Annotated in this window: 13 protein-coding genes and 1 pseudogene; 6 read left to right on the top strand and 8 right to left on the bottom strand. The window is 67.5% G+C overall.

The annotated features are described in order from the left end of the window. The 6 genes from PD284_RS05440 to PD284_RS05415 all read right to left on the bottom strand — a co-directional run bounded on the left by PD284_RS05440 (position 1) and on the right by PD284_RS05415 (position 6,279). A complete protein-coding gene (locus tag PD284_RS05440; RefSeq protein ID WP_274627199.1) occupies positions 1-453 on the bottom strand; it encodes a cupin domain-containing protein in 453 nt (150 codons plus the stop codon). A 28-nt stretch (positions 454-481) separates the two neighbouring features. After that, positions 482-1,624: an acyl-CoA dehydrogenase family protein gene (locus PD284_RS05435; RefSeq protein WP_274627198.1), complete on the bottom strand. Its 1,143-nt coding sequence runs from the start codon at positions 1,622-1,624 to the stop codon at positions 482-484. A 165-nt stretch (positions 1,625-1,789) separates the two neighbouring features. After that, positions 1,790-2,593, bottom strand: a complete 804-nt coding sequence (locus tag PD284_RS05430; protein WP_274630547.1) for an enoyl-CoA hydratase family protein — start codon at positions 2,591-2,593, stop codon at positions 1,790-1,792. Between the two features lie 11 nt (positions 2,594-2,604). After that, the gene (locus tag PD284_RS05425; RefSeq protein ID WP_274627197.1) at positions 2,605-3,072 is read right to left on the bottom strand and encodes a MarR family winged helix-turn-helix transcriptional regulator; all 468 of its coding nucleotides are present in this window, start codon (positions 3,070-3,072) and stop codon (positions 2,605-2,607) included. Beyond that, on the bottom strand, positions 3,066-3,815 hold the full coding sequence (locus PD284_RS05420; protein ID WP_274627196.1) for an SDR family NAD(P)-dependent oxidoreductase: 750 nt from the start codon (positions 3,813-3,815) through the stop codon (positions 3,066-3,068). Before PD284_RS05420 ends, PD284_RS05425 begins: the two co-directional genes overlap by 7 nt. Positions 3,816-3,990: 175 nt before the next feature. Then, on the bottom strand, positions 3,991-6,279 hold the full coding sequence (locus PD284_RS05415) for a bifunctional salicylyl-CoA 5-hydroxylase/oxidoreductase (protein ID WP_274627195.1): 2,289 nt from the start codon (positions 6,277-6,279) through the stop codon (positions 3,991-3,993). Between the two features lie 154 nt (positions 6,280-6,433). Between PD284_RS05415 and PD284_RS05410 the strand changes: the two genes are divergently transcribed. The 5 genes and pseudogenes from PD284_RS05410 (at position 6,434) to PD284_RS05390 (ending at position 10,380) form a co-directional block, all read left to right on the top strand. Further along, on the top strand, positions 6,434-7,264 hold the full coding sequence (locus PD284_RS05410) for an alpha/beta hydrolase (RefSeq protein WP_274627194.1): 831 nt from the start codon (positions 6,434-6,436) through the stop codon (positions 7,262-7,264). Between the two features lie 62 nt (positions 7,265-7,326). Further along, positions 7,327-8,556: an adenylate/guanylate cyclase domain-containing protein gene (locus tag PD284_RS05405; RefSeq protein ID WP_274627193.1), complete on the top strand. Its 1,230-nt coding sequence runs from the start codon at positions 7,327-7,329 to the stop codon at positions 8,554-8,556. 95 nt (positions 8,557-8,651) lie between these two features. Further along, positions 8,652-9,668: a serine hydrolase domain-containing protein gene (locus tag PD284_RS05400; RefSeq protein WP_274627192.1), complete on the top strand. Its 1,017-nt coding sequence runs from the start codon at positions 8,652-8,654 to the stop codon at positions 9,666-9,668. Between the two features lie 158 nt (positions 9,669-9,826). Then, positions 9,827-9,961, top strand: a pseudogene (locus PD284_RS05395) (6-aminohexanoate hydrolase); the annotation flags it as partial. 146 nt (positions 9,962-10,107) lie between these two features. Continuing rightward, entirely contained in the window at positions 10,108-10,380 is a 273-nt protein-coding gene (locus tag PD284_RS05390; RefSeq protein ID WP_274627191.1) for an usg protein, read from the top strand. Between the two features lie 47 nt (positions 10,381-10,427). On the opposite strand, the gene thpR is transcribed toward PD284_RS05390, so the two are convergent. Together thpR and PD284_RS05380 are read right to left on the bottom strand one after the other, a co-directional pair. Beyond that, complete coding sequence (gene thpR, locus PD284_RS05385) at positions 10,428-11,024, bottom strand: RNA 2',3'-cyclic phosphodiesterase (protein WP_274627190.1); 597 nt, start codon at positions 11,022-11,024, stop codon at positions 10,428-10,430. A 127-nt stretch (positions 11,025-11,151) separates the two neighbouring features. Next, positions 11,152-11,796 carry an arylesterase gene (locus tag PD284_RS05380; RefSeq protein WP_274627189.1) on the bottom strand — a complete coding sequence of 215 codons (645 nt, stop codon included), beginning with the start codon at positions 11,794-11,796 and terminating at the stop codon, positions 11,152-11,154. 66 nt (positions 11,797-11,862) lie between these two features. Between PD284_RS05380 and PD284_RS05375 the strand changes: the two genes are divergently transcribed. Then, positions 11,863-12,600, top strand: a complete 738-nt coding sequence (locus tag PD284_RS05375; RefSeq protein ID WP_274627188.1) for an ABC transporter ATP-binding protein — start codon at positions 11,863-11,865, stop codon at positions 12,598-12,600. Positions 12,601-12,696 lie beyond the last annotated feature (96 nt).

The raw sequence follows: 12,696 nt of genomic DNA, 5'->3' as shown, positions 1-12,696 counted from the left end.
TTACTCGTTCGCCTCGGGCGGCAGAAAGTCGACGTCGTGCTGGGCGGACAGCTCGATCACGCGCGGGATGTCCTGCAGGTCGTGCAGTGCGTGGAAGAGATCCTCGAGCCTGCCGGCCGGCGAGACCCAGAACAGGGCGCGGGCCGGCTTGTCCGACTTGTTGAAGTAGCCGTGCGGGATGCCCCTCGGCATCCGCACCAGGTCGCCGGCGCGTGCCTTCGACCAGACGCCGTCCAGTTTCAGGTCCAGTTCGCCCTCCTGCACGAGGATGAACTCGTCCTGCGTCGGATGGATGTGGACCGGGACGAACTGCCCGGGCGCGGAGTTGGTCTCGAACGCGAACGACGAGTCGCAGACAGCCTTCGGGTAATAGATCTGCCCGAGGATGTTCCACGTCACCCCTGCGTAGCCCTTGCCGTTTTCCGTTATGCCCTTGTCGAGTACCTTGGCCATGCTGGTCTCCTCCCGTTCATGGCGGCCGTCATGCAAGCATTTGTCGTGCGATCACCACTTTCTGTACGTCGGATGCCCCCTCGTAGATGCGCAGCGCACGAATCTCTCTGTAGAGGCTCTCGACGATGTGTCCCTTGCGGATGCCGTCGCCGCCGTGCAGCTGGACAGCCTTGTCGATGACGCTCTGGGCGCGGTCGGTGGCGTACAGCTTTGCCATGGCGGCCTCCCGCGTCACGCGCGGCGCGCCCATGTCCTTGGTCCAGGCCGCACGGTAGATCAGCAGTGCCGCGGCGTCGACGTCCAACGCCATGTCGGCGATGTGGCCCTGCACCATCTGCAGGTCGAACAACGGCGCGCCGAACAGGTTGCGCGACGACACCCGCGAAACGCTCTCGTCGAGCGCGCGCCGTGCGAAGCCGAGCGCTGCGGCGCCCACAGTGGAGCGGAACACGTCGAGCACCGACATGGCGATCTTGAACCCTTCTCCCGGCTTGCCGATCATGGCCGAGGCCGGCACGCGGCAGTTTTCGAAGGAAAGCCGGGCCAGCGGGTGGGGAGCGATCACCTCGAGACGCTCCGCGACGGCCAGGCCCGGCGTGTCGGCCGGAACGAGGAAGCAGGAGATGCCCTTCGCGCCGGGCGCCTCGCCGGTGCGGGCAAAGACGACGTAGAGATCCGCGATGCCGCCATTGGAGATCCAGGTCTTCTCGCCGTCGAGCACGAAGCCGCCGCCGTCGCGGCGGGCTGTCATGTCCATGTTGGCGACGTCGGAACCCGAGCGCGGCTCCGACAGCGCGAAGGCCGAGATCGCGTCGCCGGTGCGCGTCTTGGCAAGCCACTCCTTGTGGTGCGCCTCGCCGAACAGGCTGATCGCGCCCGTGCCCAGGCCTTGCATGGCGAAGGCGAAATCGGCCAGCCCGTCATGGCGCGCCAGTGTCTCGCGGGTGAGGCAAAGCGTGCGCACGTCGAGCGGTGCGGGATCGGCGGCGTCAACAGCCGTGGGCTTGAGCCACCCGGCGTCGCCCAGCATCCGAACAAGGTTGCGGCATGCGGCATCGACGTCGTGGTGGTCGACGGGAAGGTTCTTTGCGCACCAGTCGTCCAGACGCTCCGCGTATTCGCGGTGACGGGGCTCGAAGAACGGCCAGGAGAGGAAGGAGCGGTCAGGCATGGGTCGTCTCCACGCCCCCTCCACCGCCTATGGCGGTCCCCCTCCCCCGTAAACGGGGGAGGATCCAGGTCGTGCCAGCGGAACCACCGCGGCTCCTCCCCTGCGAAGCCGGGGAGGGGGACCATGCGAAGCATGGTGGAGGGGGAGTGGACCGCATTGCCATCCTCAATCCCCCTGAAACACCGGCTTTTCCTTCGCCACGAACGCCTTGTACGCCCGCTCGAAGTCGCGCGTCTGCATGCAGATCGCCTGCGCCTGGGCTTCGGCCTCGATGGCCTGGTCGAGGCCCATCGACCATTCCTGGTTCAACTGCGTCTTGGTGATGCCGTGGGCGAAGGTCGGGCCGGCGACGATGCGACCGGCCAGTTCCAGCGCCTCCTTCTCCAGATCGGCCGCCGAAACCAGCCGGTTGAAGAAGCCCCAGCGCTCGCCTTCCTCGGCGCTCATCGTGCGGCCGGTGTAGAGCAGTTCCGCAGCGCGACCCTGGCCGATGATCCTCGGCAGCATGGCGCAGGCGCCCATGTCGCAGCCGGCCAAGCCGACGCGGGTGAAGAGGAAGGCGGTCTTCGCCTCCGGGGTGGCGATGCGCAGGTCCGACGCCATGGCGATGATGGCGCCCGCGCCGACGGCCACGCCGTCGATCGCCGAGATGATGGGCTTGCCGCAATTGATCATCGCCTTGACGAAGTCGCCTGTCATGCGCGTGAAGGCGAGCAGCTCCTTCATGTCCATGCCGACCAGCGGCCCGATGATCTCATGGACGTCGCCGCCCGAGCAGAAGTTGCCGCCGTTGGGCAGGAACACCACGGCATGGATGTCATCGGCATAGACGAGGTCGCGGAAGGTGTCGCGCAGCTCGGCGTAGGACTCGAATGTCAGCGGGTTCTTGCGCTCCGGGCGGGCCAGCCTGATCTGCGCGACGCCGCCTTCGGCCTGCCAGTGGAAATGCGTGGGCTTCAGCCCGGCCATGCTCGTCGGCTTCATGCGCCGTGCTCCCAATTGCTGCGGAAGGATTTCAGGATGCCGGCAAGACGACCTGCGTCCTGTTCGTCGATGTCGGCCAGGAAGGCGTCGATCCAGACCTCGTGGGCCGCCGCCACCTTCTCGAAAAATGCGGTTCCCAAGGGCGTGAGGGTAACGATCGAGGTGCGGCGGTCGCCCTCGCGCTGCGAGCGGGCGACGTGGCCGTCGGTGACCAGCCGGTCGACAATGCCGGTGACGTTGCCGTTGGAGACGAGCAGGTAGCGCGACAGGTCGCTCATCAGCATGCCTTCCGGCTGCCGGTAGAGCGCCGCCATCACGTCGAAGCGGGGAAGCGTCGTGTCGAATTCGGTCTTCAGCCGCTCGCGCAGTTGGCCCTCGATCAGGCGCGAGACGCGCAGGATGCGGATCCAGAGTTTTAGGCGCTGGTGCTCCTTCGGTCGCTCGGCGATGGCGGCCGCTACCATGTTTCCCCTCCTGAGATGGAGATTGCCTGCCCGGTGACGGAGGCCGCAGCATCGCTGGCCAGCCAGAGCACCGCGCCGGCGATTTCTTCTGGTTGGATGAAGCGGCCCTGCGGATTGCTGGCGGAGAGGCTGGCGCGCGCCTCCGCCTCGGTGCGGCCGGTCTTCTCGACGATGCGCCTGACCGAATCGGCGAGCAGGTCGGTTTCGGTGAAGCCGGGGCACACCGCGTTGACGGTCACCGCCGTCCTGGCGGTTTCGGTGGCAAGCGCGCGCATCAGCCCGACGACCCCGTGCTTGGCGGCCACGTAGGGCGCGACATAGGGATAGCCCTTCAGGCCCGCCGTGGAGGCGATGAAGACGATGCGGCCCGACTTGCGGGCGATCATGCCCGGCAGCGCCGGCTTCACGGTGAGGAATGCGCCGGTGAGATTGACGGCGAGAGCCTGGTTCCAGTCTTCGAGTGTGACCTTCGAGGCAGGCCCGCTGGCCGCTGCGCCGGCATTGGCGACGACGAGGCCGAACGGGCCGCGGGCGTGCTCCGCTGCCGCATGAAGCTCGGCCATTGAGGCCTCGTCGGTGACGTCGGCGGTCATGGCGGCGATGCGCTCATGCCCGGAAGCGACCGCCTCCAGCGGCTCGCGCCGCCGCCCGCAGATGGTGACCTCCATGCCGGCTTCCGCGAGCGCCAGCGCGATGGCCTTGCCGACGCCAGTGCCGCCACCGGTGACGAGGGCGTGGGTCATGGGCGGGCCTCGGGGTTGAAATTTGAGACGCCCCCTCCACCGCCTTCGGCGGTCCCCCTCCCTCGTGAACGGGGGAGGATCCAGGTCGTGCCGTTGGTGCCGCCGCGGATCCTCCCCTGCGAAGCGGGGGAGGGGGACCATGCGAAGCATGGTGGAGGGGGCGACATCGAATCCATCACACCTTCCCCGTCATCTGGTCCTGCCGCTCGGCCAGACGGTAGGCCTGGTCGCGGCCGGGCAGGTATGGGTCGGGCCATTTCACGTGGCGGTCGTTGAGCTTCACCGCCTGGTGCAGGGTCCAGTAGGGATCGGCGAGGTGCGGGCGGGCGAGGCAGACGAGGTCGGCGCGGCCCGCCATCAGGATCGAGTTGACGTGGTCCGGCTCGAAGATGTTCCCGACCGCCATGGTCGCCATGCCGGTCTCGTTGCGGATGCGATCGGAGAACGGCGTCTGGAACATGCGGCCGTACACCGGCTTGGCGCGGGCGGAAGTCTGCCCGGCGGAGACGTCGCAGATGTCGACGCCCGCCGCCTTCAGGAGCCTTGCGATCTCGACGGCCTCGGCCGGGTCGACGCCCTCGCCGGGCACCCAGTCGTTGGCCGAGATGCGCATCGAGATAGGCTTCTCCTGCGGCCACACGGCGCGCACCGCCTGGAACACCTCCAGCGGGTAGCGCATCCGGTTCTCGAGCGATCCGCCATATTCGTCGGTGCGGCGGTTGGTGATCGGCGTGATGAAGGAGGAGAGCAGGTAGCCATGGGCGGCGTGCAGCTCCAGCATGTCGAAGCCGCAGCGGCCCGCCATCTCGGCCGCGGCGACGAACTGGTCGCGTACCATGTCCATGTCGGCCCGCGTCATCGGCTTCGGCGTCTGGTTGTCGGGCGACCAGGCGACGTCGGAGGCCGCCATCACCGGCCAGTTGCCGTCGTCCAGCGGAACGTCGGTGCCTTCCCAGCCCACCTTGGTCGAGCCCTTCGGGCCGGAATGGCCGATCTGCGCGCAGATCTTGGCCTCGGTCTCGGCATGGACGAAGTCGACCAGCCGCTTCCACGCGACCTCGTGCTCCGGCGCGTAGAAACCCGGGCAGCCGGGCGTGATGCGGCCTTCCGGCGAGACGCAGGTCATCTCGATGTAGAGGAGGCCGGCGCCGCCCTTGGCGCGCTCGGCGTAATGGGCGAAGTGCCAGTCGGTCGGGCAGCCGTCGACGGCCTTGTACTGGGCCATCGGCGACACGACGATGCGGTTCTCCAGGTGCATCTCGCGCAGCCGGAACGGCGCGAACATCGGCGCGCGCTGCATGTTGGTTGCGCCGGCGCGATCCTGGAACCAGGCTTCGGCGCCGCCCAGCCACGAGGGATCGCGCAGCCTGAGGTTCTCGTGGCTGATGCGCTGCGAGCGGGTGAGCAGCGAATAGTTGAACTGCACCGGGTCGAGGCCGAGGTAGCGCTCGACATCCTCGAACCATTCGAGCGAATTGCGCGCCGCCGACTGCAGCTTAAGCACCTCGGTGCGCCGCGCTTCCTCGTATTTCTGGAACGCACCCTCGAGGGTGGGCTCGGAGTGCAGGTTGTCGGCCAGCGCCACCGCGCTCTCCAGCGCCAGCTTGCTGCCGGAGCCGATGGAGAAGTGCGCGCTCGCAGCCGCGTCGCCCATCAGCGCGAGGTTCTTGTACGACCAGCGCTCGCAGAGCACCCGCGGGAAGTTGATCCAGGCCGAGCCGCGGACGTGGGCGGCGTTCGACATCAGGCTGTAGCCGCCGAGATATTTCTCGAAGATCCGCTCGCAGGTCTCGATGGACTCTTCCTTTGACATGTCGCCGAAGCCGAACTTGTCCCAGGTGTCCTGACTGCACTCGACGATAAAGGTCGCCGTGTCGCGGTCGAACTGGTAGGCGTGGGCCCACACCCAGCCGTGCTCCGTCTTCTCGAAGATGAAGGTGAAGGCGTCGTCGAACTTCTGGTGGGTGCCCAGCCAGACGAACTTGCACTTGCGCACGTCGATGTCGGGCTTGAAGACGTCGGCGAAGGCCGCGCGCGACTTGGAGTTCAGCCCGTCGGCCGCAAGCACGATGTCATGGGTGTCCATGAAGGCCTGCGGTCCGTCGATCTCGGTCTCGAAGTTCAGCTTCACGCCGAGCTCGCGCGCCCGCTGCTGCAGGAGCTGGAGCAGGCGCTTGCGCCCGATGCCGCAGAAGCCGTGGCCGGTGGAGACGGTCTTCACGCCGTCCTTGATGACGGCCACGTCGTCCCAGTAGGCGAAATTCCGGCGGATCCACTGCGCGCTGACCGGGTCGTTGCGCGTGAGGTTGTCCAGCGTCTCCGCCGACAGCACCACGCCCCAACCGAAGGTGTCGTCCGGACGGTTGCGCTCGTACACGGTGACATCGTGCGCGGCGTCGCGTAGTTTCATGCAGATCGCGAAATAGAGGCCCGCCGGACCACCGCCGAGTACCGCAACCTTCATCGCGTGGGCCTCCTCAATTGCGGTTGGAGGATGTCACCGTCCCGGCGATGTTTCAAGCATAAAATTTCAAGGTTGAAATTATTGCGGCTGGAGCTACGCGCCCGTTGACAGGCCGCGCCATTTCGGCTGGCTTGCCCCGCAAAGGGAGAGCGCAATGATCCATCGCCGTATCGTCGACTGGGACGACGCCTATGCCAACGGGGTCAACATTCCCGGCGGCGACCGCTGGCCGGCGGCCTGGATCGGACCCGCTGCAGCATACCGCGAGTCGATGTCCGCTGCCGGTCGCGCAAAGCTCGACCTCGCCTATGGCGAGGTCCCCCGCAACCGGTTCGACCTCTTCCTGCCGGAGGGAGCGCCGAAGGGCCTCGTCGTCTACATCCACGGCGGATGGTGGAAGGCGTTCGACAAGAGCGTCTGGTCGCACCTCGCCGCGGGTTCGGTAGACAGCGGCTATGCGGTCGCCATGCCCTCCTACACGCTCTGCCCCGAAGCCCGGATCGCCGACATCACGCGCGAGGTGGCGAAGGCCGTGGAAGCGGCGGCCGCCATGATCGAGGGGCCGATCATGCTCACCGGCCATTCTGCCGGCGGGCATCTTGCCACGCGCATGGTGACGACCACCTCGCCGCTACCGGCTTCGGTGGTCGGCAGGGTGCGCCACGTCGTCTCCATTGCCGGACTGCACGACCTCAGGGCGACGATGCGCATTCCCATGTACAGCGACCTCGGCATCGACGAGGCGGAGGCGCTGGCCGAGAGCCCGGCGCTGCTCGTGCCGGCGGAGGGGACGCGCCTCACCTGCTGGGTCGGCGGGGCGGAGCGTGCGGAGTTCGTCCGCCAGAGCGCGCTGCTTGCCAATATCTGGACGGGGCTCGGCGCCGCGACCGCCGAGGTCGTCGAGCCCGACCGCCACCATTTCACGATCGTCGACGGACTGGCCGACAAGGACCATCCGCTGACCCGGGCGCTCTTGTCGGAATGACGTAGTCGTCCGCGGCGCTTCCGGCTACGATCCCGGCGACGACACGCCTGCCGGGGTAGCGCTTGAAACAGGAAGACGTCGATCGGATAGCGGCCTGGCTCGCGGTGTCGGGCCTTGGCGAAGCGAACGAAGGCGCTCTGGCGCGCGAGTTCTGCGGCCGGTGCATGGCGGCCGGGCTTCCTCTCGGCCGCGGCTTCGTGATGATCGACACGCTCCATCCCCTGCACGAGGCGCGCGCCTTCTTCTGGGACGAGGACCCGGAGAACGCCTTCCGTGAGGAGGAACTGCCGTTCAGCCGGGAAGGGTCCGGCCGGGAGCAATGGTTGCGCAGCCCGTTCCTGCACATGCTGCGCGACCGCAGGACGACGCTCCGCTGTCGCCTCGAAGCAGGCGAGACGCACGATTACTCGGCGCTCGAGGAGCTTCGCGAGCAGGGCCAGACCGACTACTTCGCCATCGTCCACCGCTTCCGCGACTCCGAGGTGCTGGACGAGGTCTATGCCTTCTATGCCCGCTGGACGACGCGCCGGCAGGGTGGGTTCTCGGACGACGAGATCATCGCGCTGGAGCGGCTGTCCGTGCTGCTCGGGCTGGCGATCCGCGCCGCGGCGCAGGCGCGCCTGGCGCGGACGCTGGTCGAGGCCTATCTCGGCCGCGATCCGGGCCGACGCATCCTGTCGGGAAGGATCATCCGCGGCGAGGTGGAGCGCATCAACACCGTGCTTTGGTTCTCGGACATGACCGGCTACACGACGCTGTCGGAAAAGATCGAGTCCGACCAGCTCATCCCGCTGCTCAACGACTATGCCGAGGTGGCGATCGCCGCGATCCACGGGGCCGGCGGCGACGTCCTCAAGCTGATCGGCGACGGCGTCCTGGCGATCTTCCCCGAAGCCGAGTTGAGTGACGCCTGCGTCGCTGCCATGCGGGCCGAGGCGGACCTGCGCCGGCGGATTGCCGATCTCCAGGCGTCGCGCCGGTCGAAGGGCCTGCCTGTCGCCGACCTGTATCTCGGCCTTCACGTGGGAGACGTCTTCTACGGCAATATCGGCAGTCCCGACCGGCTCGACTTCACCGTGGTCGGGCCGGCGGTCAACGAGGCGAACCGCATCGCCTCCATGTGCCGCTCGGTCGATCGCCACATGCTGTGCTCGTCCGCTTTCGCAGACCTCCTGCCGGCCGAGGAACGCGAAAAACTGGTTTCGGTCGGCCGCTTCGCGCTGCGCGGCGTCGGCCATGCGACGGATCTCCTGACGCTCGATCCGGAGCTGGTCGCGCCGCCTGGCTCCTGATGAGGACGGCCCGCAGCTTGTCACTTGTGCGTGAGATCGCGCGAGGATGTCCAGTCGAACAAGCTTCGGCCCGGCGAACGGTGTATCGGGCCCGCATGAACAGACGCTCCATCCTCGCCCTGGCTGCAACGGCGCCGTTCCTGAAGCCGACGCTGCTTGGCGCTCAGCCCGCCGCTCCGACCACGATTCCCTCCCTGCTCGATGACGCCGCGCGCCTGGAGCCGCTGCGGACCGCGCTCGTCCTCCAGGATGGCGAAACGGTGTCGGAGCGCGGCTATCGGGGCAACGCGCCGGACCGGCCGACCAACATCAAGTCGGCGTCCAAGTCGATCCTCTCGGCCATGGTCGGGATCGCCATCGACAAGGGGCTGCTGGAGGGACCTGACCAGAAGATCGCGCCGCTCCTGCGCCGCGAGCTGCCGGCCGACCCCGACCCGCGCATGAACGAGGTGACCATCGGCCATCTCCTGTCCATGCAGGCGGGACTGGCGCGCACGTCCGGGCCGAACTACGGGCGCTGGGTGTCGAGCCGCGACTGGGTGCGCGCGGCGCTGGCGATGCCTTTCGAGGACGAGCCGGGCGGCGCCATGCTTTATTCCACCGGTTCCTCCCATCTCCTGTCGGCGATCCTGACGCGCGTCGGCGGCAAGCCGACGCTGGCGCTGGCGCGCGACTGGTTCGCGCCCGTCGAAGGTTTCCGCATCGCCGCATGGGACCGCGATCCGCAGGGCATCTATCTCGGCGGCAACCAGATGGCGATGAGCCCGCGCTCGCTGGCGGCCTTCGGCGAGCTCTACCGCAACGAGGGGCGTACGCCGGCAGGGCAACAGGTCGTGCCGGCGGCCTGGGTCGCGGCGTCCTGGCGGCAGCGAACCAACTCGCGCTTCAACGGCGATGGCTACGGCTACGGCTGGTTCCTGCGCGAACTCGGCGGACGTCCCGTCGTCTATGCCTGGGGCTATGGCGGGCAGATGCTCTACATCGCGCCCTCGCTGCGGCTGACGATCGTGATGACCTCCGCCGAGGACAACCCGTCGGCGCGCACGGGCTACCGGGATGAACTCCACGCGCTGGCCGCCGGCATCATCGTCGCTGCCGGGACGCTGGGATAGCGCCGCGGCCGGCGGCTCGCCTGCGCCGTTCTTCCGTTACGTCAATTTGTTAAGGACCGCTTCGCAGATTGGAGCTACATTGGCATCGGGAGGTTATCCGGATGGCCGCGGCGTCATTGCGGCCTGGGTTCATCAGGGGCACCGCAGTGAACACACATTACATCGCGCCCTCGCTGCGGCTGACGATCGTGATGACCTCCGCCGAAGACAACCCGTCGGCGCGCACCGGCTACCGGGACGAACTCCACGCGCTGGCCGCCGGCATCATCGTCGCTGCCGGGACGCTGGGATAGCGCCGCGGCCGGCGGCTCGCCTGCGCCGGTCTTCCGTTACGTCAATTTGTTAAGGACCGCTTCGCAGATTGGAGCTACATTGGCATCGGGAGGTTATCCGGATGGCCGCGGCGTCATTGCGGCCTGGGTTCATCAGGGGCACCGCAATGAACACACATTCGGAAATGGAGCTGATGCTCCGGGGGTACGGCCTGACGACGGCCGAGATTCTCTACCACATGCCGGATCATCCGCATCTGCTGCAGACCTACATCTGGCAGGACTACGATCTGGCGCCGAAGTTCCCGGTCCTTTTCCGCTTCATCGACTTCTGGAAGGAGAAGCTCGAGGGGCCGCTGCACTCGATCGCCTATTCGCACCGCAAGCTCATCGCGCCGAACGAATGGCGCAACGTGACCGGGGAGTTCCGGCTGCACTGAGGAGCAACCGGAGAGGGCCGGCGGGCAGCGATGGCCCGCCCCCGGCGTCAGCGCATGAAGCGGAAGGCGTCGACCGCGCCGGCAGCCGCACCGGCGCCCCGCGCATCCGAGCCCGCCAGCGGCCATGTCTCCTCGACGATGTAGGGGCCGCCGCCGACCGATTCGCGCGACGACATCAGCACGAAGCGGCCGACGCGGAACGGCATGGCGGCAAAATTGCCGCGCGAGGAGAGATAGTGCGCGACGTCGGAGAGACTGGAATTCTTGAGCCGCGCGAGCGTCACGTGCGGGGTGAACTTGCGCGGATCGGCCGGCAGCCCGAGCCGCTGGCAGATGCGCTCGATCTCCGCCTGGAGCGCATTGAGGTCCGGCGAGGCAAGCGCCCCCGCCCAGATGGAGTGCGGCTTCTTGGAGCCGAATGCCCCGACGCCCGAAAGCGTGAGCTGGAAGGAGGGTCGCCGTACACGGTCCAGCGCATTGGCGATCTCGTCGGCGACGTGGCCCTCGACGTCGCCGATGAAGCGCAACGTCAGGTGGTAGTTCTCCACATCGACCCACCGGGCTCCCGGCAGGCCTCCACGCAGCAGCGAGAGGGAAAGGGCGGCATCACGCGGAATTTCGAGGGCGGTGAAAAGTCGTGGCATGGCCAGGCTCCTTTCCTCGAATCGAACTCGCACCATCAGCGAATCATCGAACGAACGCGCGGGCAAGCTGTTTGTTCGCGTCCTCAACCGTATTGATGCTTCCGCAACGGAAGCGATTGCGCGGGTTTCACCCTCCCTTCGATGACGCCGCGATCACTTTTTCGACAACCGGAAGTATGCGCTGGACCATGACGTCGACGCCGGCAGCCGAGGGATGCATGCCGTCGGCGAGCAGGAGATCGCGCTGCGCCGCCACGCCGTCGAGGAAGAACGGGTAGAGGGGGACGCCAAACTTCTCGGCCAGCCGCGGATAGATCCCATTGAACGCCGAGGCGTAGTCCGGGCCGAGATTGGGGGCGGCCATCATGCCGGCGAGCAGCACGGGAATGTTCCGCTCCTTCAGGCGCGAAAGCATGGATTCGAGGTTCGTTTCGGTCAGTTCCGGTGTGATTCCGCGCAGCATGTCGTTGGCGCCGAGTTCGAGGATGACAAGGTCCGTTCCATCCGGCACAGACCAGTCGAGCCTGGAGAGCCCGCCGCTGGTAGTGTCGCCGGAGACGCCTGCGCCCGCGACCTCCACGTCGTGCCCCTTCGCCCTCAGCGCCGCCTGCAGCCTGTCCGGAAACCCTTCGCCGGGGCCCAGCTGGTAGCCGGCCATCAGGCTGTCGCCGAAACCGACGATACGGTAGGGGTCCGCCTCCGCCCGGGCGGCAAGGCCGATCAGGGCGATTGCGATTACGGAAAAGGCAACGAATAGTCGTTTGAAAGACACTGGCGAGAACCCATATCAGGCCGGACACCCGAAGCGGCCGTCCCCGCAATATAGGATTGAATCCCCGTGACAGAAGCCGTCATCGAATTGCGGGACGTTTCGCTGACGCTCGGCGAGGGCGCCTCTTCGGTGCACGTCCTGAAGGGCATCTCGCTCGACGTCGCGGTCGGCGAGGCGACCGGCATCGTCGGGCCGTCGGGCTCCGGCAAGTCGACCCTGCTGATGGTGCTGGCCGGCCTGGAGAGGGTCGACGCCGGCACGGTGAAGATCGCCGGCGAGCTGCTGAACGGCAAGAGCGAGGACCAGATCGCCGCCTTCCGCGGCCGCAATGTCGGCATCGTCTTCCAGTCGTTCCACCTGATCCCCAACATGACGGCGCTGGAGAACGTCGCCGTTCCGCTGGAGCTGGCCGGGCGCCGCGACGCCTTCGAGGCGGCGGCGCGCGAACTCGCAGCCGTCGGCCTGTCGGAGCGACTGACGCACTATCCGGGCGAGCTTTCGGGCGGCGAGCAGCAGCGCGTGGCGATTGCCCGTGCGCTGGCGCCCGAGCCGCGCATCCTCATCGCCGACGAGCCGACCGGCAATCTCGACCAGGCGACCGGCCGCCAGATCGCCGACCTTCTTTTCGCCGAGGCGGCCGAGCGCGGCATGACCCTCGTTCTCGTCACGCACGATCCCGCGCTCGCGGCACGCTGCAGCCGCCAGGTGGCTATGCGCTCGGGGCGGATCGAGGCGCGTCCACCGGCTCCTTCCTCGCCCTCGATGGGGGAGGCGCCGAGCGACAGCGAGGCGGAGGGGGTGTAGTGGACGGCCATTCGCCCCACCCGACACGGAGCCCCCTCCCCATCGATGGGAGGGTGAGCGCCGGACCAACCAGCACCTTTTCCCTCGCCCTTCGCT

Source organism: Mesorhizobium shangrilense (assembly GCF_028826155.1).
Classification (GTDB): Bacteria; Pseudomonadota; Alphaproteobacteria; order Rhizobiales; family Rhizobiaceae; genus Arvimicrobium; species Arvimicrobium flavum.
The sequence above is the reverse complement of the archived record's forward strand: the minus strand, read 5'-3'. Positions and strand labels throughout refer to the sequence as shown.

Coding starts and splice junctions, on each gene's coding strand:
- PD284_RS05435 (WP_274627198.1), bottom strand. CDS start 1,624: ATGCCTGACCGCTCCTTCCTCTCCTGGCCGTTCTTCGAGCCCCGTCAC.
- PD284_RS05415 (WP_274627195.1), bottom strand. CDS start 6,279: ATGAAGGTTGCGGTACTCGGCGGTGGTCCGGCGGGCCTCTATTTCGCG.
- PD284_RS05400 (WP_274627192.1), top strand. CDS start 8,652: ATGAACAGACGCTCCATCCTCGCCCTGGCTGCAACGGCGCCGTTCCTG.
- thpR (WP_274627190.1), bottom strand. CDS start 11,024: ATGCCACGACTTTTCACCGCCCTCGAAATTCCGCGTGATGCCGCCCTT.
- PD284_RS05430 (WP_274630547.1), bottom strand. CDS start 2,593: ATGGCCGGGCTGAAGCCCACGCATTTCCACTGGCAGGCCGAAGGCGGC.
- PD284_RS05410 (WP_274627194.1), top strand. CDS start 6,434: ATGATCCATCGCCGTATCGTCGACTGGGACGACGCCTATGCCAACGGG.
- PD284_RS05390 (WP_274627191.1), top strand. CDS start 10,108: ATGAACACACATTCGGAAATGGAGCTGATGCTCCGGGGGTACGGCCTG.
- PD284_RS05440 (WP_274627199.1), bottom strand. CDS start 453: ATGGCCAAGGTACTCGACAAGGGCATAACGGAAAACGGCAAGGGCTAC.
- PD284_RS05420 (WP_274627196.1), bottom strand. CDS start 3,815: ATGACCCACGCCCTCGTCACCGGTGGCGGCACTGGCGTCGGCAAGGCC.
- PD284_RS05425 (WP_274627197.1), bottom strand. CDS start 3,072: ATGGTAGCGGCCGCCATCGCCGAGCGACCGAAGGAGCACCAGCGCCTA.